This window comes from Pseudomonas sp. AKS31 (assembly GCF_023634765.1).
GTDB lineage: Bacteria > Pseudomonadota > Gammaproteobacteria > Pseudomonadales > Pseudomonadaceae > Aquipseudomonas.
The window spans coordinates 255,363-279,973 of the sequence record NZ_JAMLFX010000002.1 but is presented as its reverse complement, the minus strand read 5'-3'; the positions used below and the strand labels follow the sequence as shown (position 1 = coordinate 279,973).

The 24,611-nt window shown below is 61.2% G+C and carries 14 protein-coding genes (1 of these 14 only partly in view); 7 read left to right on the top strand and 7 right to left on the bottom strand.

All coding sequences use genetic code 11. The features are described 5' to 3' along the window. Positions 1-249: 249 nt before the first annotated feature. On the bottom strand, positions 250-2,376 hold the full coding sequence (locus tag M9827_RS07215; protein WP_250604640.1) for a TonB-dependent siderophore receptor: 2,127 nt from the start codon (positions 2,374-2,376) through the stop codon (positions 250-252). Between the two features lie 165 nt (positions 2,377-2,541). Continuing rightward, positions 2,542-3,126 (bottom strand): TetR family transcriptional repressor CurR, encoded by a 585-nt coding sequence (gene curR / locus M9827_RS07210; RefSeq protein WP_250604638.1) that lies wholly within the window; start codon positions 3,124-3,126, stop codon positions 2,542-2,544. A 212-nt stretch (positions 3,127-3,338) separates the two neighbouring features. On the opposite strand from curR, the gene M9827_RS07205 reads away from it, so the two are divergent. The 4 genes from M9827_RS07205 to M9827_RS07190 all read left to right on the top strand — a co-directional run bounded on the left by M9827_RS07205 (position 3,339) and on the right by M9827_RS07190 (position 9,572). Beyond that, the gene (locus M9827_RS07205) at positions 3,339-4,016 is read left to right on the top strand and encodes a type 1 glutamine amidotransferase domain-containing protein (RefSeq protein WP_250604636.1); all 678 of its coding nucleotides are present in this window, start codon (positions 3,339-3,341) and stop codon (positions 4,014-4,016) included. 102 nt (positions 4,017-4,118) lie between these two features. Next, positions 4,119-5,243, top strand: coding sequence for an alkene reductase (locus tag M9827_RS07200; protein ID WP_250604634.1), 1,125 nt, complete (start codon positions 4,119-4,121; stop codon positions 5,241-5,243). 190 nt (positions 5,244-5,433) lie between these two features. Continuing rightward, positions 5,434-6,972, top strand: coding sequence for a cryptochrome/photolyase family protein (locus tag M9827_RS07195; RefSeq protein WP_250604632.1), 1,539 nt, complete (start codon positions 5,434-5,436; stop codon positions 6,970-6,972). 137 nt (positions 6,973-7,109) lie between these two features. After that, positions 7,110-9,572: a PAS domain-containing protein gene (locus tag M9827_RS07190; RefSeq protein WP_250604630.1), complete on the top strand. Its 2,463-nt coding sequence runs from the start codon at positions 7,110-7,112 to the stop codon at positions 9,570-9,572. Between the two features lie 3 nt (positions 9,573-9,575). Here the strand turns inward: M9827_RS07190 and M9827_RS07185 are convergent, their stop codons facing one another. Continuing rightward, positions 9,576-11,081, bottom strand: coding sequence for a GGDEF domain-containing protein (locus tag M9827_RS07185; RefSeq protein WP_250604628.1), 1,506 nt, complete (start codon positions 11,079-11,081; stop codon positions 9,576-9,578). 265 nt (positions 11,082-11,346) lie between these two features. Between M9827_RS07185 and M9827_RS07180 the strand changes: the two genes are divergently transcribed. Together M9827_RS07180 and M9827_RS07175 are read left to right on the top strand one after the other, a co-directional pair. Further along, complete coding sequence (locus M9827_RS07180; RefSeq protein ID WP_250604626.1) at positions 11,347-12,603, top strand: MFS transporter; 1,257 nt, start codon at positions 11,347-11,349, stop codon at positions 12,601-12,603. A gap of 177 nt (positions 12,604-12,780) precedes the next feature. Then, positions 12,781-13,803 (top strand): alpha/beta hydrolase, encoded by a 1,023-nt coding sequence (locus M9827_RS07175; protein ID WP_250604624.1) that lies wholly within the window; start codon positions 12,781-12,783, stop codon positions 13,801-13,803. An 88-nt stretch (positions 13,804-13,891) separates the two neighbouring features. On the opposite strand, the gene ycaC is transcribed toward M9827_RS07175, so the two are convergent. Beyond that, entirely contained in the window at positions 13,892-14,524 is a 633-nt protein-coding gene (gene ycaC, locus M9827_RS07170) for an isochorismate family cysteine hydrolase YcaC (protein WP_007915995.1), read from the bottom strand. Positions 14,525-14,842: 318 nt separating this feature from the next. Between ycaC and M9827_RS07165 the strand changes: the two genes are divergently transcribed. Next, a complete protein-coding gene (locus tag M9827_RS07165) occupies positions 14,843-15,589 on the top strand; it encodes a response regulator transcription factor (RefSeq protein WP_250604622.1) in 747 nt (248 codons plus the stop codon). A 330-nt stretch (positions 15,590-15,919) separates the two neighbouring features. On the opposite strand, the gene M9827_RS07160 is transcribed toward M9827_RS07165, so the two are convergent. From M9827_RS07160 to M9827_RS07150, 3 genes are all read right to left on the bottom strand, one after another. After that, positions 15,920-17,878, bottom strand: coding sequence for a MacB family efflux pump subunit (locus M9827_RS07160; protein WP_250604620.1), 1,959 nt, complete (start codon positions 17,876-17,878; stop codon positions 15,920-15,922). Between the two features lie 2 nt (positions 17,879-17,880). Continuing rightward, on the bottom strand, positions 17,881-19,029 hold the full coding sequence (gene macA, locus M9827_RS07155; RefSeq protein WP_250604617.1) for a macrolide transporter subunit MacA: 1,149 nt from the start codon (positions 19,027-19,029) through the stop codon (positions 17,881-17,883). A 66-nt stretch (positions 19,030-19,095) separates the two neighbouring features. Further along, positions 19,096-24,611: the 3' end of a non-ribosomal peptide synthase/polyketide synthase gene (locus M9827_RS07150; RefSeq protein ID WP_250604615.1), read on the bottom strand. It continues 12,328 nt past the right edge of the window; the window shows 5,516 of its 17,844 coding nt (coding positions 12,329-17,844); its start codon lies beyond the right edge, outside the window; it ends in the stop codon at positions 19,096-19,098.

The following is a 24,611-nucleotide window of genomic DNA, read 5'->3' as shown; positions in this document are numbered from 1 at the left end:
GCTGCCCTCACCCTAGCCCTCTCCCTCAGGAAAGGGGACCGATTGGGGGATATTGGCGATGAACGCCGAAATGCAATAGCGCCGGTGAATCCAATACCGCCAAGCACTACGAGGTGAACCCGTAATCGACGCGATCTGTCAGGTCAATGCATAACACAAGACACCTCGGTCGGCTCCCTCTCCCTCCGGGCGGTCCGACGTTTCGGGAGGGCCGGGGTGAGGGGCCGCCGTTGCAGCGTCGAACTTGCCCTACAACGTGTAGGAAATGCCGACCTGCACGGTTCTTGGTGCGCCCGGATAGGCGTAAACGTTACCGAACGCGCCCTCCTCATAATCGCGATCAAACAGGTTTCTCAGGTCAAGGTTGAGCCGCACCTTCTCGTTGACCTTATAGAAGCCGAGCAGGTCGACCACGGTGTAGCTGTCCATCGAGAACGCGGTATTGGCGGTTTGCCCGGCACGCTCGTCGACGTACTTGAGTCCAGTGCCCAGGCCCAGGCCTTTCAGTGCACCGTCCTGAAACTCGTAGACGTTGAGCAGGCTGAAGCTGTTTTGCGGAATGTTCATCAGGCGCGTGCCAGAGCGGATCACATTGTCCTTGGTCACCTCAGCATCGACGTAGGCGTAGCCGCCGATCACCCGCCACTCGGGTGTCAGGTTGCCGGCGACGTTCAGGTCGAAACCACGGCTGCGCACTTCTCCGGCGGCGACGTTGAAGGTCGAGTCAACCGGGTCGGTGGTCAGCACATTGCGCTTTTCGATCTGATAGATCGCGGCATCCACGCTCAACTGATGGTCCAGCGCTTCCCACTTGATGCCCATTTCGTAAGACTTGCCTTTCTCCGGTGCGAAGCCTCCGCCCGTGCGGCTCGCGCCGGTGTTGGGCTTGAACGAGCGCGCGGTGTCGGCGTAGATCGCCAGGGTCTCGGTCAGGTCGTAGGTCACGCCGATGCGCGGGGTCACCGCGTTGTCACTGGCCTGCCAGTTTTTGCCGCCCGGCACATAGGTTTCATAGTCGTGCTCGAAGCGCTCGAAACGTGCGCCGGCCAGGACCTTCAAACGCTCGGTCAACGCGACCTGATCCTGTACAAACGCGGCGTAAGTCTTGAGGTTTTCCTTGTCGTGGGTTGGCGTGCGCGTCAGTGCCGGACGCGGCTGACCGTACACCGGATCGAAGATGTCGATCGGGTAGGCGCCGACCGCGCCGCTGGAGCGTTGAATGATCGACTTGTAGTCATAATCTTCATACTCAATACCGGTCAACAAGGTGTGCTGCAAACCACCAGTGCTGAAATGCCCGGTCAGATTGAGCTGCGTGTCCTTGTCGGTCCATTCCAGTTTGCGGTAGTTGAAGTTGCGTCCCAGGGTGCGACCGTCAGCGGCAATGCCGTTGGCCTCGATCGCATTGCCCTGCAGCGAGCCGTCGAGCCACTGGAACCCGCCGCCCAGCGTCCAGTCATCATTGAGCAAATGTTCGAAGCGCAGTTGCGCCATGTTGTTGTCGTTGTGCAATTTGCCGGCGTCTTTCTCGCCGAAGAAGGTATCCCTCGAGGCGGTGCCAATCTGCTTGGCGTAACGCGTCACGCCGCGATCCAGCGGATGATTGTTGCGCATGAAATCACCTTCGAAGATCACCCGGGTGGCATCGCTGGCCTGCCAGGTCAGCACTGGCGTGATGCCGTAGCGCTCGGTCTCGACGTGATCGCGGAAGGTATCACCGCCCTCACCCACCACGTTCAATCGATAGGCCAGGCGTCCCTCTTCATCCAGCGGTCCGGAAGCGTCCAGAGTGCCGCGCTTCATGCCTTGATCGTTCAACTGGCTGCCCAACGTGACCGTACGCTCGGCCAACGGCTGCTTGGACACGACATTGAAGGTACCGCCGGGATCGCCACGGCCATAGAGCATGGTTGCCGGCCCGCGCAACACTTCCAGACGCTCGATGGTGTTGGCGTCGGGCATGTTCGGGTAGCCGCGATTGATCGGGAAACCGTTACGGTAGAACTCGCCGGTGGTGAATCCCCGCACAGTGAACGTCGTCAGTCCCTGGCCGCCGAAGTTGTTCGCCCGGCCCACACCGCCGGCGTAGTCGAGTGCATCTTGCAGGCGCGTGGCGCCGAGGTCTTCGACAGCATCCTTGGTGACGACGCTGATCGATTGCGGTGTTTCATGAATCGAGGTGTCGGTACGGGTAGCACTGGCGGAACGTGTGGCGCGGTAACCCTGCACCGGGCCATCGGCCCGTTCGTAATCCGCTGTACCGACCACGTCGGTCGCCTCCAGCTCTAGCGCTGAAGATGTCGAATCGGCCTGTTCGGCCCATGAGGAAGAAGACAACGCCTGCAGCACGCAAATTGAAAGCAGAGTACGACGCATGAAATGAAAACCTTACGAATAGGCCAGAACGAAGGGTAAAACCGCCAGCAAAACGCGGCGATGGTATACCAAGCGTTTCGTTATTGAAACTTATTCCCATTCGTATATTTGAGCGCTAGGCTCCTGGTGATCATTTCATCCTAAGTGCCGCACAAAGAAACAGTTTCAAACGCGCAAGAGCCTCCGGGTCATCGCCATCGATGTCTGCAGCGATTGCCCGGTACGCTGCAACTTGTTCAGCAAGCTGGCGCCAAGCCACAACTGATACAGGGTTTCCGCCAGATGCCGGGCATCGCCCTCGGGCAGGCTTTTTTCAGCCTGGCCCTGCTCGATGCACAGGGCAATGCGCGCCACCACTTGCTCGGCGCCATCGCGCAAGGTGAGGCGCATCGACTCCGACAAGTCGGCGACTTCGGCGCTGAGTTTCACCACCAGACACTCATCGCCATGGCCCTCGAGGGTGCAGCGGTTCTGCCAGCCCTGCCAGTAATCCATCAACCGCTCGTAGGCGCTCAGGCCTGGTAGCGTCAGGCGCCGCTCCATGTCGGCGAGGTAGTCAACGAAGTAATCCGCCAGCAATGCCTGGCCGTAAAGTTCTTTGGATTTGAAGTAGTGATAGAACGAACCCTTGGGCACACCGGCGGTTTGCAGGATCTCGTTGAGGCCGACACTGGTGAAGCCCTTCTCGGCCATCATCCGGTGGCCGGTGTCGAGCAAATGTTGGCGGGTGTCGTCATAGGTCGGTTTCATGGGGCGCGAATTACCAGGCAATAGACCAGTCGTATTTTCGGAGGAACGGAAGTTTGCCATACCTGTCGATGAAAAACCCCAGGATAAAAAATTACTAGACGACTGGTCTAATTGGAATCTATGCTGCGCCCCGACAACCGTTTTCCGACCGGTGTGGCCGATGCGCGAATGTTTCGCCCAATCGAAGACACCCGACCTAAGCAAGGTGCTCTATGAAAATCTTGATGGTTCTGACTTCCCACGATCAACTCGGCAACACCGGCAAGAAAACCGGCTTCTGGCTGGAAGAGTTCGCCGCGCCCTACTACGCCTTCAAAGACGCCGGCGCCGAGATCACCCTGGTTTCGCCGGCCGGTGGCCAGCCGCCGCTGGACCCGAAAAGCGATGAACCCGATGCCCAGACCGCCGAGACCGATCGCTTCCGCAAGGACCCGGCGGCACAACAGGCACTGGCCAACACCGGTCGTTTGGCCGACGTCAGCGCCGAGGATTTCGATGCCGTGTTTTATCCGGGTGGCCACGGCCCACTGTGGGATCTGGCCGAGGACAAGCACTCGATCGCGCTGATCGAAGCGTTCGACCGCGCCAACAAGCCTCACGGTTTTGTCTGCCATGCGCCGGGTGTGTTGCGTCACGCCCTCACCGCTGACGGCAAACCGCTGGTGCAGCATCGCCAAGTCACCGGTTTCACCAACGCCGAAGAAGCGGCAGTTGGCTTGACGGACGTGGTGCCGTTCCTGATCGAAGACGAGTTCCAGCGCCTCGGCGGTCATTACTCGAAAGTCGCTGACTGGCAGGTTCATGTGGTCGCCGACGGGCAACTGGTCACCGGCCAGAATCCGGCCAGCTCCGCCGCCGTCGCCGAGAAACTGCTGAAGATGCTCGGCTAAACCCTCGCACAACCTCAGAAACGCCGGGTGCGTCCTGCCCGGCGTTATTTTTTCGCTCAACAAATAGACGACTGGTCTAATAAGCCACGAACAAGGTCATCCATGAACCACAGCAGTTTCTTCACCCCCGTCAAACTGGGTCACCACACCCTGAAAAACCGTATCGTCCTGCCGCCCCTGACCCGCCAGCGCAGCACACAACCGGGCAACATCGCCAATGAGTTGATGGCCGAGTATTACCAACAGCGCGCCGGTGCCGGTCTGCTGGTCACCGAAGGCACGCAGATCGAACCGCGTGGCCAGGGTTATGCGTGGACGCCGGGCATTCATACGCCGGAACAAATCGCCGGATGGCGCAAAGTCACTGAGGCCGTGCATGCCGTGGACGGGGTGATTTTCGCCCAGTTGTGGCATGTCGGCCGTGTCTCGCATACCGCTTTGCAGCCCGACGGCGCAGCTCCGGTTTCAGCCTCCGCGGTGGCCACCGACCGCGTCAGCGTGTTTATCGAAACCGCGCCCGGCGCCGGTGAACTGGTCACCCCGTCGGCACCGCGCGCACTGAGCACCGATGAAGTGCAGGAACTGGTGCAGCTGTATATCCAGGCCGCGCGCAACGCCATGGACGCCGGCTTCGACGGCATCGAATTGCATTGCGCCAACGGTTATCTGGTCAACCAGTTCATCTCCGCCCACAGCAACCTGCGCGACGATCAGTACGGCGGCTCGCTGGACAATCGCCTGCGTTTTCTGCGCGAAGTGGTCGCCGGTGTTGCCGAATGCATCGGCAAGGAAAAAGTCGGTGTGCGTTTCGCCCCGCTGTTCACCACTACCGACGAAGCGCGCACGTACTTGGGCATGGTCGAGGAAGACCCGCATACCACTTATATCGAAGCGATCAAAGTACTGCAGGACGTGGGCATCGCCTATCTGTCGATCGCCGAAGCCGATTGGGACAACGCCCCGGCGATGCCGTTGACGTTTCGTCAGGCCGTGCGCGAGACCTTCAGTGGCGCGATCATTTACGCCGGGCGCTACACCGCGGAATCCGGGGCGCAATTGCTCGATTCCGGGCTGGCCGATCTGGTCGCTTTCGGCCGTCCGTTCATGGCCAACCCGGATCTGCCGGCGCGCATTGCCAATGACTGGCCGTTGAATGCACTGAACCCGGCGACGGTGTATGGCGGCAACGCCGAAGGCTATACCGACTACCCCGTTTATCCCGGCTAAATCCTTCCTGACAGCGTAAGGCGCTCCCGCAACAGCGGGAGCGTTCATCAAGCGCGCCTCGCAATCGCTCTGAACTGCGCAATCCCTCCTACAAAAAACCTATACACAGACTACAATCTGTACAACTATCTGGACTTGATACTTAAACGTCCACTCAGCAGCCTGCTGCTCATTACGTTGAATTCGTGAAATGAACAAAACCCGTCGACTGTGCCTGGTGCTGGGTGACCAGCTGTCTTTTGATCTGGCGTCATTGGCCGGTCTGGATAGGGAACACGACTGTGTGCTGATGGTCGAGGTCATGGAAGAAGCCACCCATGTCGCCCATCATCCGCAGAAGATCGCGCTGATTTTCAGCGCCATGCGTCACTTCGCTCAGGCGCTGGAAAGCCAGGGCATCCACGTGCATTACGTGGCCCTCGACGACCCGCAGAACAGCGGCTCGGTGCCCGGCGAGTTGAAGCGCTGGCAAGCTTTGTTGCAGGCCAGCGAGTTGCATGTGACGGAGTGCGGAGACTGGCGCCTGGAGCAATCGCTCAAGGACTGTGGTGTGCCGATCCACTGGCACGCCGACGGCCGCTTCCTGTGCAGCCGCGATGAGTTTCGCGCCTGGGCCGCAGGCAAAAAGCAGTTGCGCATGGAGTTCTTCTACCGCGAGATGCGCCGCAAAAGTCGCCTGTTGCTCAACGGTGACGGCACGCCCGTCGGCGGCGCGTGGAACTTTGACGCCGACAATCGCAAAGCCTTGCCGAAAACCGTCAAAGCGCCCTACCCGGCCGGTTTTACCAACGATGCAATCACCCTCGAAGTCCTCGCCCTGGTCAAACAACGCTTCGCCAGTCACTACGGCAGTCTGGATGATTTCAACTATCCGGTGACACACGCCGATGCCCAGGCGCTCTGGGCGTACTTTCTCGATTACGCCCTGGCCGGGTTCGGCGATTATCAGGACGCCATGGCCAGCGGCGAGCCGTTTCTGTTCCATGCGCGCATCAGCGCGGCGCTGAACATCGGCCTGCTCGACCTGCGCCAGCTCTGCGCTGATGTGGAGTCGGCCTACTGGTCCGGCAGCATCGCGCTGAATGCGGCCGAAGGTTTCATCCGCCAACTGATCGGCTGGCGCGAATATGTCCGTGGCGTTTACTGGCTGCACATGCCCGAGTACGGCGAGGGCAATGCATTTGCCAACCAGCGGCCGCTGCCGGAGTTCTACTGGACCGGCGCAACCAACATGAATTGCATGCGCCAGGCCATCGGCCAAAGCCTCAAACACGCCTACGCGCATCACATCCAGCGCCTGATGGTGACCGGCAATTTCGCCCTGCTCGCTGGCATCGCACCGAAGCAGATCTGTGAGTGGTATCTGGCGATTTACATGGACGCGTTCGATTGGGTCGAGCTGCCCAACACCCTCGGTATGGTCATGCACGCCGATGGCGGTTACCTCGGGTCCAAGCCTTATTGCGCCAGCGGCCAGTACATCAACCGGATGTCCGACTATTGTCGCGACTGTGCTTACTCGGTGCGCGAAACCACGGCTGACAACGCCTGCCCGTTCAACGCCTTGTACTGGCATTTCCTCATGCGCCACGGCGAGCTTTTAAGGAGTAATCAGCGCATGGCCATGATGTACAAAAACCTTGATCGCATGTCGCCAGACAAGCAACAGGCACTGTGGCAACGCGGCCAACACTTGCTCGATGCGCTGGATAACGGCCAATCGTTATGAAAACGCCTGCGCCGCTGGTCCGCGTGCAACTTAAACCGGCCGTCCCGGGTCAATGCCTCACAACGCTTACGAAGCAACCTGGGTGTTCGCTTGAAACACGCCTATTGAACGCAGACCAATAATCCAAGGCATGAGGGGTGGATATCCTGAAACAGCTTACTCGCGAGGAGCTTGAGTCCGAGGTCACGCGCCTGCGCCTGGCCGTCAAGGCGACCTGCGACGCCGTCTGGGACTGGGACCTGACGACCAATCAGATTGCCTGGAACGACGCGCTGCAAGACGCGTACGGCTATGCCCCGGCGGCCATCGACCCGACGATTGACTGGCGCTTTGCGCAGATCCACCAGCAGGATCGCGCACGGGTAGAGACTTCGATTCGCTCGGCAATCGACGGCGCAGGCACGACCTGGAGTGCCGAGTACCGCTTCCGCTGTCAGGATGGTTCCTGGGCCGAAGTGCTTGATCGCGGCCACCTGATTCGCAATGCCGATGGCCAGGCCGAACGCATGATCGGGGCCATGCTCGACCTGACCCGTTCGCGCAGTGCCGAAACCGCACTGCGCCAAAGTGAAGAGCGCTTCAGCACCATTCTGGAAACCATCGAAGCCGCGTTCGCCATCGTCAAAGTCAAATTCGACGCCGACGACCACCCCATCGATTACTACTTTGTCGAGGCCAACCCGGCGTTCGAACGGCAGGCCGGGGTCAACCTGCGGGGCAAATGGGTCACCGAGTTTGCGCCCAACCTGGAAAAATTCTGGTTCGAGACCTACGGCCACGTCGCCAAAACCGGCGAGCCGGCCAACTTCGAAAACTACGCCAACACCTTCGAACGCTGGTTCGATGTGCGCGCCGTTCGCGTCGGCGACCCGGCCGATCGGCAGATCGCGATTTTCTTCAGCGACGTCACCGAGCGCCGCGACGCACAAGAGCGCTTGCGCAACAGCGAGGCGATCGCTCGGGAAAACATCGAACGGGTCCAACTGGCCCTCGCCGCCGGCGCCATTATCGGCACCTGGCACTGGCACTTGCCCACCGATCGCTTCTACGTCGATGAAGCCTTCGCGCGGGTCTTCAACCTCGACCCTGCGCTGGGCCGTGACGGTCTGAGCCTGGAGCAAGTGGTGATGAGCGTGCATCCCGATGACCGCGACGGGCTCACAGCGGCAATCAATGAAGCCATTGCCCGTGGCGGGGCGTATTCGCACCAATATCGAGTGCGCGGCGCGGATGGCAAATTCACCTGGATCGAAGCCAACGGACGCGTCGAATGCGCCGGAGACGGCACGCCTTTGCGCTTTCCCGGTGTGCTGATCGATGTCGAAGAGCGGCGCAATGTCGAAGACGAACGCGACCGGGTCACCGCCGCTTTAAAAGCGCTCAACGACACCTTGGAACAGCGGGTCTCGGCGCGTACCGCAGAACTGATGCAGGCCGAAGAAAAGTTGCGCCAATCGCAGAAAATGGAAGCGGTCGGGCAACTCACTGGCGGTCTGGCCCATGACTTCAACAATCTGCTGGCAGGGATTTGCGCCTCCCTGGAGCTGATGGAAAAACGCATCGCCCAAGGTCGTTTGAAGGACATCGACAAATACATGCTGATCGCCCAGGACGCGGCCAAACGCGCCACCGCCCTGACCCATCGCCTGCTGGCGTTCTCCCGCCGGCAGACCCTCGATCCACGGCCGACCGAAATCAACGCGCTCATTGCCGGCATGACCGAACTGATCCAGCGCACCGTCGGCCCGAGCATTCGCCTGAAGACGGTCGCCGCCGCCGATCTGTGGCCGACGCTGGTCGATGCCAGTCAACTGGAAAACGCCCTGCTCAACCTGTGCATCAACGCCCGCGATGCGATGCCCGATGGCGGCACCATCACCGTCGAAACCGCCAATCGAACCCTCGATGCTGAATCGGCGCGCATCAGGGAGATGCCCGAAGGGCAATACCTGTGCCTGTCGGTCGCCGACACCGGTACCGGCATGAGTGCGGAAGTCATGGCCAAGGCCTTCGACCCGTTTTTCACCACCAAACCGCTGGGCCAGGGCACAGGGCTGGGGCTGTCGATGATCTACGGCTTCACCAAGCAATCCGGCGGGCAGGTGCGGGTGCAATCGACTGTGGGGCAAGGCACCATCATCTGCATTTACCTGCCGCGCTACCGCGGCGAAACGCAGCGCAATCACGACGACGCGCAACGCTCGGCCCCGCTGCAGGCAAAGGCCGGCGAGACCATACTGATTGTCGACGACGAACCCACCGTTCGCACGCTGCTCAAAGACGTGCTGAACGACCTCGGCTACAACCTGCTCGAAGCGAGCGACAGCGTTGAGGGACTGGAAGTGTTGCGCTCCAGCGCGCACATCGATCTGCTGATCACCGATGTCGGCTTGCCGGGCGGCATGAACGGCCGGCAGATGGCCGACGCGGGCCGGGAAATCAGGCCGAAGCTCAAGACCTTGTTCATCACCGGGTACGCGGAAAACTCAGTGCTCGGCAACGGTCAGCTCGGCCCCGGCATGCAGGTGCTGACCAAACCGTTTGCCGTCGACACCCTGGTGTCAAGGGTCGGTGGCCTGCTGTCCATCGACATCGAATGAGGGTCACGCAGCGGATTTCATCAACCGGTTGCGCCCGGCTGTCTTCGCTTGATACAGCGCCTGATCGGCGCACTTGATCAGCGCCTGCACCGGCTCCAACTGCGGGCCACGCGCAGCGGCAATACCGATGCTCAGGCTCACCCGGGCCAACGGACTGCTCGGGTGAGCGATGTTGGCTTGCTGCAAGCGCTCAATCATCAGCTGCGCCACCACGGCCGCCCCATCAATATCGGTGTCGGGCATGATCACCGCGAACTCTTCGCCGCCGTAGCGCGCCACCAGGTCCGACGGTCGCCGCACACACTCATCCAGCACGTGACCGACGGTTTGCAGGCAGGCGTCACCGGCAACGTGCCCGAACGCATCATTGAACCGTTTGAAATAGTCGATATCGATCATCAGCAACGCCAGCGAAGAGCCGTCGCGCTGTGCCCGCCGCGCCTCTGTCGCCAGGGTTTCATCGAAGCAGCGCCGATTAGCCAGCCCCGTCAGCGCATCCTTCATGGCCAACAGTTCCAGTTGCCTATTGGAGCCGAGCAACTGTTGCTGAGCGATGCGCAGTTCTCCTTCCACCTGGGTTCGGCGCCGGATGTCGAGGATCAGGAACCAGCCGATCAGCCCGGTTAGCCCCAGCAGCCCCGCCACCACCACCGCCGACAGCAAAGCCTCGGTTCGCCACGCCGTCAGCGCTTCATGCTTGCCGATGGCGACCGTGGTGATCAGCGGCAACTTTTCACTTTTGCGGAAGGCGTAGAGGCGTTCGACGCCATCCAGGCTGGAGGTATAAGACGCGGTACCCACCGATTGCTCGACCAGGTACTTGGCGTAGAGCAGCGACTTGGAAAAATTGCGGCCCATGTCCTGCTCGCGGAACGGGTAGCGCACCAGCAACGTGCCGTCGGTATAGGACAAGCCGATGGCGCCCTCCTGACCGATGTCGAGTTTGCCGAACAGGCGCAGAAAGTTTTCCACACCCAGGGTCACGGCCACGACCCCGGCGAACTCGCCGCGGTCATCATTGAAACGGCGGCTGACGGTGATCACCCATTCCTGATTGGAACGGCTGCGGATGGGCGGCCCGATAAAGGGGTCGCGGCTCGGATCATCGCGATGATGAATGAAATAGGCCCGATCAATGCTGCTGGCACCCACCGGAATCGGCCGGTTCGACGACATCAGCCAATGACCTTCGCGGTCATAGATGGTGATACCGCTCAGTTGTGGCATCAACGGTTGCTGGCGGTCAATCAGCGCACTCAGGCGCTGGATCTGCGCGGGGCCACTGCCTTCGGTTTCCAGGCGTTCGACCAGCCCGAGCAACAGCAGCGAACTTTGCCGGACAATGCCTTCGGAATAGGTCTCCAGTGCCTGAGTCAGGTTCAACCCGTGCACGTTGACTTCCTCCAGCGCGCGCTCGCGCGAAGACAGCACTTTCCAGATGGTCAGCGACGCCAGAGAGCAGCCGATGACCAGCAGCAAGAGAATGACGAGGTGGGTATCACGCTTCACGAAAGCACCTTATGGAAAGTCCGGTTTCCCGTTCCGGCCGTTACTGATTCAAGGCAATAACAGCAGTCGTATGTCCTCGACCGGCGCAAGGATACAAGCAGTGCGTTGAACGCGCAGCAACCGCGTGACGGAACGTCGTTTTCAGGACTTTGGCGTTGTTTCGCAACGTCGCGGCAGTGGCCTGCAACTTATATTCACGGCCGCAGGTCATTAGGCTTGCTGAGGTTGAATCCATCCGCAGACCTCCAATATTGAAGACACCGCCGTGGCCGCTGACCTCGATCGCCGCAATAACCTGTCCCTGGACAGCCTGAACTTTTTCCTCGCCGACGTGCGCGACGGCCTCGGCCCCTATCTGGCCATCTATCTGTTGGCGGTGCATCACTGGGAACCGGCGAGCATTGGTCTGGTAATGACCATCGCCGGGGTCGCCGCGCTGATCACCCAGACACCCGCCGGCGCCTGGGTCGACAACAGCCGGCGCAAACGTGCGTTGATTGCGATCGCCGCGCTGGTGGTGACCGGAAGCTGCCTGGTGCTGCCGTTCGTGACGTCGTTCACGTGGGTGGCTCTGACCCAAACCTTGAGCGCAATGGCGGCGTCGATATTCGCCCCGGCCATTTGTGCGATTACCCTGGGTATGACCGGGCCACGGGCGTTCACTCGGCGAACCGGGCGCAACGAAACCTTCAATCATGCCGGCAATGCCTGCGCCGCACTGCTGGCCGGTGTGTTCGCCTATCTGTTCGGCCCGGTGGCGGTGTTCTATTTGATGGCGGCCATGGCGTTGGCCAGTGTCATTGCCATCGCTTGCGTTTCTCCAGCAGCCATCGATCATGATCTGGCGCGCGGACTGGACCCCGCCGACGCCAGCCACCGCCAGCCTTCCGGTTTATCGGTGCTGCTGGGCAACCGGTCGCTGTTGCTGTTCGCCATTTGCTGTGCGCTGTTCCACCTCGCCAACGCGGCGATGTTGCCGCTGGTGAGCCAAAAACTCGCGCAAGCCAATTTGCAGATGGCCACTCCGCTGACCTCGGCCTGCATCGTCGCGGCGCAACTGGTGATGGTGCCGGCGGCATTACTGGTCGGGGCGAAAGCCGATTTGTGGGGACGCAAACCGCTGCTGCTGGCCGGATTCCTGATCCTGCCCTTGCGCGGCGTGCTCTACACGCTGTCGGACGATGCCTATTGGCTGGTCGCGGTGCAATTGCTCGACGGCGTCGGCGCGGGTCTGTTCGGCGCGTTGTTTCCGATCATGGTTAAAGACCTCACCCAAGGCACCGGCCACTTCAACATCAGCCTCGGCGCACTGACGACAGCCTTCGGACTCGGCGCGGCACTGAGCAACGGCCTCGCCGGACTCGTTGTGCAGGAGGCCGGTTACAGCGCGGCGTTTCTGACGCTGGCGGGTATTGCGGCGGTGGCGGTTGTGTTGCTTGCGATCGGGGTTCCGGAAACCCAGCGCAGTGGCCGCCAGGTTGAGACCGGGGCGGTCGACGCCAGAACTGAACCCTCAGCGTAATCCATATCCCGTCCCTGACCTCTCATCGCCCTATCGTGTTTGCGCGGCGTTAACAATCCAGATTCAGTGGATCAGGCAAGCAATCCAGAGGAATGCACTTCGGCGCCGAGGCGCTGATCGAGAGAATGTTCGTGCACAGGCTCAGACGAATAAACCCTCAATCGCAAGGACATTCCAGTGAAAGGTTTTTGCTTGGCCTTCGGGCTGCTCTTCAGTACTTTTTCAGCCATGGGAGCCGATATGTCGAACGGCGCAGACAACTTCTACACCAGCGATAAAGTGACCGTGGAAAAGGTCACCTTCAAGAACCAGTACGGAATGAAGGTCGCAGGCAATCTGTTCAGCCTGAAGAACCTTGACCCGCAGTCAAAAAATGCCGCGATCATCGTCGGCCACCCGATGGGCGCAGTGAAAGAGCAAAGCGCCAATCTCTACGCGACCAAAATGGCGGAACAGGGTTTCGTCACGCTGTCGTTCGACTTGTCCTTCTGGGGCGAAAGCGAAGGCCTGCCACGCCAGTCGGTTGCGCCGGACATTTATGCCGAGGACTTCAGCGCGGCGGTGGACTTTCTCGGCACTCGCCCACTGGTCGATCGCGAGCGAATCGGCGTTATCGGTATTTGCGGCAGCGGCAGCTTCGCCATCAGTGCCGCCAAGATCGACCCACGTTTGAAGGCGATTGCCACCGTCAGCATGTACGACATGGGCGCCGCCAACCGTAACGGCCTCAAGCATTCGCTCACGCCCGCGCAACGCCAATCGATCATTGAACAGGCGGCGCAGCAGCGTGACGCGCAGTCCTGGGGCGGCCCGGTCCGCTACACCGGCGGCACACCGCTCAAACTCACCGGTAATGCCGTGGGGGACGAGTTCTACGATTTCTACCGCACCCCGCGTGGCCAGGTCACTCCGGCCGGTGCTTCGCCGCAGACCACCACCATGCCGACGCTGATCAGCAATGTGAAGTTCATGAACTTCTACCCGTTCAATGACATCGAGAGCATCTCCCCGCGCCCGCTGCTGTTCATCGCCGGTGCTCAGGCGCACTCCCGCGAGTTCAGTGAAGACGCGTACCAGCGCGCGGCCGAACCCAAAGAGCTGCTGATCATTCCAGGGGCCGGCCATGTCGACTTGTACGACCGGGTCAACCTGATTCCCTTCGCCAAATTGACCGAGTTCTTCAGCCATAACCTGAAGTAACGCCATCGCAACGCTGCCAGCGCTTTAAAGTGCAGACACGCCAAAAGCCTGCTTTTCAGGGCAGGCTTTTCGTTTGCAGCACGTCGGCTTACTTCTGCTGAGCGGTCAGCGCCGAGTAGCTGTTCATCAGGTTGCGGTAGTTGGGGATGCGCTGCGACAGCAGATTGCCCAAGCCTTCAATATCGTTGCGCCAGTCGCGGTGCAGCTCACAGGCTACCGAGAACCAGTTCATCATCTGCGCACCGGCCTGGGTCATGCGACTCCATGCGGCCTGTTGCACTGTGGTGTTGAAAGTGCCCGAAGCGTCGGTCACCACAAACACCTCAAACCCTTCTGCCAGCGCCGACAAGGTCGGGAACGCTACGCACACATCCGTTACCACACCGGCAATGATGATCTGCTTGCGGCCGGTGGCTTTGATCGCCTTCACAAAATCTTCGTTGTCCCAGGCGTTGATCTGGCCTGGACGAGCGATGTACGGCGCGTCCGGGAACATCTCTTTCAGCTCTGGCACCAGCGGGCCGTTCGGGCCTTGTTCGAAACTGGTGGTGAGGATGGTCGGCAGTTCGAAGAACTTGGCCAGATCCGCCAGGGCCAGCACGTTGTTCTTGAACTCGTTTGGCGAGAAGTCCTGCACCAGAGAGATCAGACCGGTCTGGTGGTCTACCAGCAGCACGATAGCGTCGTCTTTGTTGAGGCGGTTGTAGGTTGGAGTGGTCATGGTGGGCGTCCCTTTTCAATGTTGGAAGTTGTTGTTGCGTTCAAGTTGTGTACAGGTTACTGACGCATCGAAAAGGGATAAATCGGTTGAAACGCGTTTCACCGTCAACCTCAACAGGACAATCGGCGAAGGAGTTTTCCGCGCGGTGACCTTTAAGCCAGTAAAATCAGGGTTATTAGCTAATAACACCTTCATTAAACAGTCGCTCAAACGTTGTACTAGGATAGGATCCAAGTCTGCGGTATTTCGTCGACCAAGGAGATCGTCGACAGTGCGGCAGATGTTTTTGAATTAACGCCTCTCAGGGATGACACGCACATGAATTCACACTTGTTCCCCCACATCGGCAAGGTCATCGCCAGCACCGGCAGCCGGCACTTTCCGCGCATGCTGCATGACCTGATCCTGACGCAACTGGCGGTAGACGCCACGCACATCCGGCAGATGCGTGTCGAACCGGTGAGCCGCGCGTCGAGCCGCAGTGAGCCGGAGCCGCTGAAAGAGCCGGCCCTGCTCGCCGAAACGGTGTTTTCCGAACACAGTGCGGCGGCTCACCATTTACAGAATCCGCCGGCCGCGACCAGCGCGGACGCCTCGCAACTGCACCTGACCCGGCGCAAGGACGGCTACCGCTACGTGATTTCGGTGTACCGCAACGGCGAGTCGCAGCGCTTCTCCGCGCAGGAACGCAGCCTGTTGCAGGACATCTCCCCGGTGCTGCTGCCGATGGTGGAAAAACACATCAACGCCCTGCAACCGGCCACCCTTGAACCGCAAACCCCGTCCGAAGCAGCCGAAGGCAGCGGCCTGGAAACCTTGCGCCTGCGCTTTGACGAGCGCCTGGAGCAACTGGGGCTAAGCCTGTCCAACCGCGAAACCGAAGTCTGCGTCGGCCTGCTCGCCGGCCGCACGGCGCCGGAACTGGCGGAGCAATTGGCGTTGAAGGTCAACACCGTAGAGAGTTATCTGAAACGCGCGGCGATCAAGTTGGGCATCAGCGGGCGGCATTCGTTGATGCGCTGGATGTATTCGCCGTTGGAGGCGTCGGCGTCGAGTGCGGCGTGACAGAGGTGGTTTTTGTGCACGGCTCTGGATCGCTACCCCCTCACCCCAGCCCTCTCCCCCAAGGGGGCGAGGGAGAAAGGGAGCCGATTTTGGTTGAGTTCGAAACCGAGCTCGGCTTGGGAGCCAATCTTCGTGCTGTTCAAAACCTGAGTTCGACTCGGTATCCCACGTCGGCGTATCTCCAGCAAACACTGCAGTCAGTCCCCTCTCCCTCTGGGAGAGGGTTAGGGTGAGGGCAATCCCGCGACGCGCACCAAAGCCTGATTCACCGCCAATTCCCCCAACATCACGACCTGAGCAATGCCCCAACAGATTTGATGAGGGCCGCTTTTAATCCCGCGCCAACGCCTCAATCGGATCAAGCCGCGAAGCATTGCGCGCCGGCACAAAGCCAAACACCACCCCGATCAACGTCGAGCACACCACCGCCGTCAACACCGACGCCAGCGAGAACACCATCTCCCACTCCTTGATAAACACCGAAAACAAATGCCCGATCGCATACGACAGGGAAATGCCGATCGCCCCGCCTAACAGACAGACCATCACCGCCTCCACCAGAAACTGCTGACGAATGTCCGACTGCCGTGCCCCGACCGCCATGCGAATACCGATCTCGCGGGTACGCTCGGTCACCGAAACCAGCATGATGTTCATCACCCCGATACCGCCGACCACCAAAGAAATCACCGCAATCAGCGACAGCAGCAACGCCAGCGAGCGGCTGGTTTTCTGCACGGTCTGCAAGACGCTGTCGAGATTGTTGGTGAAGAAGTCCTTGGTGCCGTGGCGTTGCAGCAGCAGTTGGGTGACGTGCTGTTCCACCACTTTGCTCGGCTGGCCATCCTTCATGCGCACGCTGATGCTGTCCAGATAACGCTGGCCCAACACCCGCCCGGCGGCGGTTTCGTAGGGCACCCAGACGTTAAGGGTCTTGCCCGAGGCAAACAGGCTTTTATCTTCGGCAGCCACGCCGATCACTGTGCACGGCAGGTTGCCGATCAGGATCACCTGACCCAACGGATCGACATCCTGGCCGAACAGACGCTGCCGAGTGTTGTGATCGATAACCACCACCTGCGCCTGCCGCCGCGCATCGCTTTCACTGAACGCAATACCGGCGGCCATTTTGATCCCGCGCACCTTGAAGTACTGATCGCTGACGCCGTTGACCTGGGCGTCGAGGTCGATATTGCGATAACGCAACAACAGGCTGCGGCCGATCATCGGCGTGGCGCTGTCGACGTAATACAGCTGATTCAGCGCAGTGACGTCGGCCGGTGTCAGGGTTTCGATGGCGGCGGCACGTTTGTCACCATAACTGCTGCCCGGATAGACATCGATGGTGTTGCTGCCAATGGCGGCGATGTCCTTGAGCACGTAATTCTTCGCGCCCTCCCCGACCGCCGAAATCGACACCACCGAGGTGATGCCAATGACGATGCCGAGCATGGTCAGCAAGGTGCGCATGCGATGGGAAATCAACGCCAACCACGCCATGGCAAACGCCTCTTTGAACAGCCCGAGACTGGCGACCAGGCGCCGTGAGGCGGTGGCTTTCGGGGCCACTGGTTCTTCGCTGAGCAGGTGCGTGGTGTCGCGTTCGTTGGCACGGTCGCTGAGGATTTCGCCGTCGCTGACTTCGATGATGCGCTCGGCGTTGGCCGCCACTTTCGGATCGTGGGTGACCAGAATCACCGTGTGCCCCGCTGCGTGCAGCTCCAGCAGGATGCGCATCACCTCTTTGCCGCTGGCCGTGTCGAGGGCGCCGGTCGGTTCGTCGGCGAGGATCACTTCGCCGCCGTTCATCAAGGCCCGGGCGATACTTACGCGCTGCTGCTGACCGCCAGAGAGCTGGCTCGGCCGATGCGTTAAATGGCCTTCCAGACCCAGTCGCGCCAACAACTCGCGGGCGCGGGCATGGCGCTGAAGCTGCGGCGTCCCGGCGTAAATCGCCGGCATCTCGACGTTGTGCATCGCGCTCAGATGCGGCAGCAAGTGGTAACGCTGGAAGATGAAACCAAAGTAATCACGACGCAGCTCGGCCAGGGCCTGATTGTCCAGATCGCGGGTTTCCTGGCCGTTGATCCTGTAGCTGCCGGCGGTGGCGTAATCGAGGCAACCGAGGATGTTCATCAAGGTAGATTTGCCGGAGCCGGAAGCGCCGATAATCGCGACCATTTCTCCGGCATTGATCGTCAGGTTGATGTTTTTCAGCGCGAGAAATTCGCGGTCGCCGGCGGTGAAACTGCGGGTGATGCCGGTCAGTTGGAGCAGTGGCTCAGTCATGCTCAGGCCCCCGCCACATTGTTCACCGGATCACCGATCACCACGCGGTCGCCTTCTGCCAGACCGGCGTTGATCTGCACTTTGACGTTGTTGTTGATCCCGGTCTGCACGTTGCGCGACTGCGCGTGGCCCTTGGCGTCGAGTACGCGTACCGGAAAACTGCCATCGGCATTGCGCGGGCCGAGCGCCGCCACCGGCACGGTCAGCACCGACTTGGCGGTGTCGAGGATAATGCGTACCTGCGCGGTCATGGAAATGCGCAAACGATGGTCAGGATTGGGCACCTCGAACAACGCGTTGTAGAACACCGCGCTGCTTTGCTTCGGCGTGCCGGCGGGCGGTGTTTCAAGAAAGTTCTGTGGCGCCGGGTCGGTGCCGCGCAGTTTCGCGTAGTAGCGTTTGTCCTCGCCGAGAATGGTGAAATACACCTCTTGCCCCGGCGCAATGTGAATCACGTCGGCTTCGGACACCTGTGCCTTGACCGTCATGGTGTCCAGATCCGCCAGTTTCAGCAGGACCGGCGCCAGTTGGCTGGCGATCACCGTTTGCCCTTCCTGGGTCACCACGCCCACCACATCACCATCGATCGGCGCGACGATGCGCGTGTACGCCAGATTGACCTTGGCCGTGTCGATCTGGATGTGCGCGCTTTTGATCTGCGCATCCAGCGACATCAGATTGGCCTGCTGCACCTGATAGTTCGACTCAGCGGTTTCGAAGTCCTGCCGCGAGATCGACGCGTCGTCCTGCAAGTTCTTGTAGCGCTCGTAAATTGCTTTGGTCTGCCTGAGCTGGGCCTGGGTGGCGCGTTTTTGCGCTTGCAGGTTTTCCTCGTCGACCTGGGCCTGACGCAGGGTGTTCTGCAACACCAGCGGATCGATTTCCGCCAGCCATTGGCCCTTTTTGACTTTGTCGCCGACCTTGACCTTGAGCGACTTCAATTGCCCCGACACTTGCGCACCGACGTCCACTTGCTTGACGCCTTCGAGCAACCCGGTGGCGAGCACCGCGTTTTCTATATCACTGCGTTCCACCGGGGCGGTCAGGTACTGCGGCGCTTCGGCCGGTGCCTGCACCGCGTAGAACGCCAATCCCGCCACTGCCACCAACGCCAAACCCATACCGACTTTGCGCAACTTCGACTTTTCCATAAATAACCACAAGTCCGTTCAGGGGTGAGCCCGGCCAGCGGCCGGGCTCTGATAGATAAACAACAATCAGGACAGCACTTGGCCGGCCGGCACTTGCAGGCCGTCATGCCACCACGCCGCGAGACTGAAGACGTTGGGCGCCTTGAGAATCGTGAAGTGGTTGCCCGGCCCGTACCACACCGCCAGATCCGTCACCTGGCGCTGCCAGCCTGCGACCATCGCCGCTTGCTCGCGCTGATTGCCCCACGCATCCAGCGTCGGGTCATCGACCAGCGCCAGCCGCACCGGCCCGGTGTAGGCCAGTTGCGGTTGATAGACCGTGCGCAAGGCTGTGGCGAAGGTGCGTACCGGGCCGTGCATGGCCTGCGCTGACGAACGCGCCGACAACACACCGGCGCGCACCATGCCCTCGTGCAACAGGCGCATTTGCGTGCTGTCGTCAGCCTCGGCGAACGCCAGTGGATCGATGCCCAACGACTTGCCGCTGGACAGTTGCAGCGTCTCGATCAAGCGTTCCAGCGCGGCAGTCGTCGTGTAAGGCTTGCCCGCCGTACCGTTGCCACCGGGAGACTCGCTGTCGATCAGGGTCAACGACGCCACCTCACGCCCGGCCGCCTGCAATTGCGCGGCCATGGCATGCGCGACCCATCCCCCGAAAGAGTGGCCGATCAAATGCACCGGACCATGCGGGTAGACCTGCGCGATCGCCTGCAGATAGAACGCGGCAGCGGCCTCGACCTGACTGTGCGGCACACTGCTGCCGTCCAGCCCGCGCGGTTGCAGGCCGATGATCGGCCACTCCGGGCCCAAGGCTTCGGTCAGGTGAATGAACCCGGTGACACTGTCGCCCGCCCCCGGCACGCAGAAGATCGGCGCATGCCCGGCGTGCCCGCTCTGAATGGTCAACAGCGGTTGATAGGCCTCTGGCTCCGGAGCCTGCGCAGCGGCCATGGCCTGACTCAAGGCCTGACCGAGCGCCTGAATATCCGGGGCTTTCATCATGCTGCGGTGATCCCCCGGGACATCGATGCAGCGCAGCAAACCGGTACTGATCGTGTTTTCCCAACCTCGGGTCGGACTCGGCTGCGCCTGCCCCGGCATCAGTGCCTGAGCGCGGAACAAGTGCACCAGCTGACTGGCCGGGCTGACCCGGTAATGCGCCAGCGCCAGGCCATGAGCGGCCTCACGGTCGAAGTAGCTCCAGGCCTGCTCCGCTGTCAGCGCGGCCAGCTCCGGGTCGGGCAATTGCTGTTCGCAGCAGCGCTGGAACAGTTCATCGAACCCGATGAGTTCGACTTCAGCCTCCAGCCTGGCGACGTCAGCCAATGCTGCCTGCCCTTCTGCACCACGCAGCTGCGAACGCGCGCGGCAGTGCTCAAGCAACTGACGCTTGTCGCGATGCTCGCCGCTCCATCGGGTTTTATCCTGACTGGCCGGATGCGGCGCGTAGGTATCGAGCAGGCCGACAAACGCCACCGCCTCATCGAGGCCGAGCAACTGCTGAGCGATTTCATACGCCAGCAAGCCGCCAAACGACCACCCGGCCAGACGATACGGGCCATGCGGTTGTACCGCGCGGATAATCCCGACCATCCGCGTGGCCATGCATTCAAGGGTGCGCAGTTGCGGTTGTCCCAACGGCACACCGGGCAAACCGTAAATCGGAAACTGACCGCCGATGTGCATCGCCAATGCCGGAAAATACACATCCCGGCCGCTGAACTCATGGATCAGGAACAGCGCATCGCCACCCTCGCCCGGTCGCACCACGACCAGTCCTTCCGGCTGTTCGGGCACTGCGCTGCGCTGACTGAGCAGCGCCGCCAGCGACTCGACACTCGGCCGCTGGAACAGCTCGGCCAGCGTCACTGGCTGCCCCGCACGTTGCAGCAGGTTGACCAGACGAATTGCCAACAGCGAATGCCCGCCCAATTCGAAGAAGTTGTCGTGGCGTCCGACCTGCTCGACATTCAGCACTTCAGCCCAGACCCGCGCCAACACGGTTTCGACCTCGCCTTGCGGCGCTTCGTAGTGTCGGCTGAGCACCGCATCGATGCCCGGTGCCGGCAGCGCCTGACGGTCGATCTTGCCGTTGGGACTCAGCGGCAAAACGTCGAGCGCAACAAACGCACCCGGCACCATGTACTCGGGCAATTGTTCGAGGATGAACGCGCGCAGCGTGTCGATAGCCGGTGCAGCGCTGCCCTCGCGCAAAGTGAAATACGCGACCAGACGCTCGTCGCGCATCAGCACCACCACCTCGCGCACCTGCGGGTGCTGGATCAACCGTGCTTCAATTTCACCGAGTTCCAGGCGCAAGCCGTGCAGCTTGACCTGGAAGTCGTTGCGCCCGAGGAATTCGAGGTTGCCGTCAGCGCGGTACCGCACCAGATCGCCGGTACGGTACAAGCGATCACCGGCAACAAACGGACTGTCGATAAAGCGCTCGGCCTGCATCTGCGGCAGTCCCATGTAACCGCGCGCCACGCCGATGCCGCCGATGTGCAACTGGCCAATGACGCCCAGCGGCACCGCTTGGTCGTGCGCATCGAGCACATACAGGCGCGTATTGCAGATCGCTTTGCCGATCGGCAATTCCGACGTTGGCACCGGCATGTGCGGTTCCAGTGTCCACGCCGTGCTGTCGACCGTGGCTTCGGTCGGGCCATACACGTTATGCAGGCGCACCCACGGCAGATGCTGGCGCACAGCAGCGGCCAGCGCCGCCGTGAGTTCGCCGCCACCACAGAAAATATCGGTGAGGCTGGTGCATTCACTGACCTGCTGCAGTTCAACAAACTGCTGCAACAGCGCCGGCACAAACTTGACCACCGTAACCCTTTGCTGACGAATCACCTGCGCCAGATACGCCGGCTCACGGTGACCGCCGGGCCGTGCCAGCACCAGACGCACACCGGCGGTCAGCGGCCAGAAGAATTCCCACACCGAACCATCGAAACTGAACGGTGCTTTTTGCAATAACGCGCCGTCCCGGGTCGGCGGGCAAATCTGCGAACCCCAATGCACCAGATTGCACAGGCCACGGTGTTCGAGCATTACGCCCTTCGGTGTACCGGTCGAGCCCGAGGTGTAGATCATGTACGCCAGATTCGAAGGACTCAGGCCAGACACCTGCGGATCGTTTTCTGACTGGTCGTGCCAGTTGCATTGGTCGAAGTCGATCACTGCCACGTCGCTACCGGCAAACAGCGATCGAGTCGCCGTCTGCACCAGCACCGCCACCGGCGCGCAATCCCTGAGCATAAAGTCCAGGCGCTCCACCGGATAAGCCGGATCCAGCGGCACGTAAGCACCACCGGCCTTGAGAATGCCGAGCAGCCCCACCACCAGATCGAGTCCACGCTCGACGCACAGCGCCACCCGCGCATCCGGCCCCACGCCCTGCTCGCGCAGGTGATGCGCGAGGCGGTTGGCACGGGCATTCAGTTCACGATAGGTCAGGCTGTGTTCGCCCGACTGCACTGCGATGGCGTCCGGCTGACGCTGCACCTGCGCTTCGAACAGGCTCTGGATAGGTTGCTCGACCGGGCAATCAAGCGCCGTCGCGTTGAAATCGTCAAGCACACGCTGCTGCTCATCCGCCGCCAGCAGATTGACCTGCGCCAACACCGCTTGATCATCAATGACCAGCGCCACCAGCAAGCGCTGCAAGTAACCGACAAAACGCCGCACGGTTGATTCGTCGAACAGCGCAGTGGCGTAGCGCAGCGAGCCGCGAACCCCGTGCTCGCTTTCGCCCAGACTCAGCGACAGGTCGAACTTCACAAAATGATTTTCCCCGGCCACGCCTTCCAGCGTGAGACCGTCCAGTGCCAGGGCCGGCGCCACGCTGCTGTCCCAACTCACCAGGGTCTGGAACAACGGTGTGTGGGAAAGGCTGCGCAGCGGCCGGGTGATTTCCACCACGTGTTCAAACGGCAGATCCTGATGCGCCTGCGCGGCCAGCGTCTGCGCTTTGACCCGCGCCAACAACGCTGCCCCCGTCAGATCGCCCGAGGTATCGATGCGCAGCGCCAGGGTGTTGACGAACATGCCGATCAGCCCTTCGATCTCCGCGCGGGTACGGTTGGCCACTGGCGAGCCGATGATCACATCGGACTGTCCGGACAGGCGAGTCAGCAACATCGCCCAGGCGCTCATGATCACCATGTACGGCGTCACGGCGTGACGCTGACACAGCGTCTTGAGACCGGCGCTGGTCTGCTCGTCCAGCACGATCTCGACACTGCCGCCGTGGTGATCCTGTTGCGCCGGACGCGGACGGTCGGTCGGCAGACTCAACAAGGCCGGCGCGCCCGCCAGCGTCTGCTGCCAGTAATCACTCTGGCGCTGCAACACCTCGCCGCTCAGCCAGCGCCGTTGCCATACCGCGTAGTCGGTGTATTGCAAGGCCAGCGGTGGCAGCGGATCGTCCTCGCCACGGCTGAACGCCTGATACAGCGCCATCAGTTCGCGGGTCAGCACGCCCATCGACCAGCCGTCGGAGATGATGTGGTGCATCGTCAGCAACAGCACATGGTGCTCATCGGCCAGTTGCACCAGTCGTCCGCGAATCAACGGACCGTACTGCAGATTGAACGGTCCGCGCGCTTCAGTTTCGATCAGCGCGCGCAAGGTCTCATCGGTCTGCGGCTGTTGCCGCCAGTCTTCCGCAATCAGCGGCAGGCCACTGTCGACAGGGGCAATCAGCACCTGCGCTTGATCGTTCAATTGCGCGAAACGGCTGCGCAGGGTTTCGTGCCGCTCGACGATCCGCGCCAATGCCCGTTGCAGGGCCACGGCGTCAAGTCGACCCCGCAGGTGCAGGCCCAAAGGAATGTTGTAGGCAGTATTGCCGCCGTCCATCTGCGCCAGGAACCACAAGCGCTGCTGGGCGAACGACAACGGCAGCGCCTGATCGCGCGGCGCCGGCAGAATCGCCGGCAAGCTGCTGCGTTCGGCCTGACTTAACACCTCGGCGACCGCCGCCAGTTCCGGGTTGGCAAACAGATCGGCCAGCGCCAGCTCCACGTCCAATTGCTCTCGCACCTGGGACAGCATGCGCATGGCCAGCAATGAATGGCCGCCGAGTTCGAAGAAATTGTCGTGGCGGCCGACCTGTTCGACCTGCAACACCTCGGCCCAGACCTGTGCGAGGCTGATTTCCAGTGAATTGGCCGGCGCCTCGTAGACCCGACTGAGCAGCGTTTCCTGCGTCGGTGCCGGCAGCGCCTTGCGGTCGACCTTGCCGTTGTTGTTCAGTGGTAATACATCGAGTTGCACCCACGCAGAGGGCAGCATGTATTCCGGCAGTCGTGCGTGCAACTGAGCGTGCAGTTCAGCGCTGTCCAAGACGCCATCGTGCGCCGTGTAATACGCCACCAGACGCGTAGCGTCCTGAGCGTCGCGGCGCGCCAGCACCACAGCTTCCCTGATCCCCGGGCAATTCAGCAGACGATTTTCGATTTCCCCCAGCTCGATGCGGAAACCACGAATCTTCACCTGATCGTCGTTGCGACCGATGCAATCGAGTTGTCCCGACGCCAGCCAGCGCGCGAGGTCACCGGTGCGGTAAAGCAACG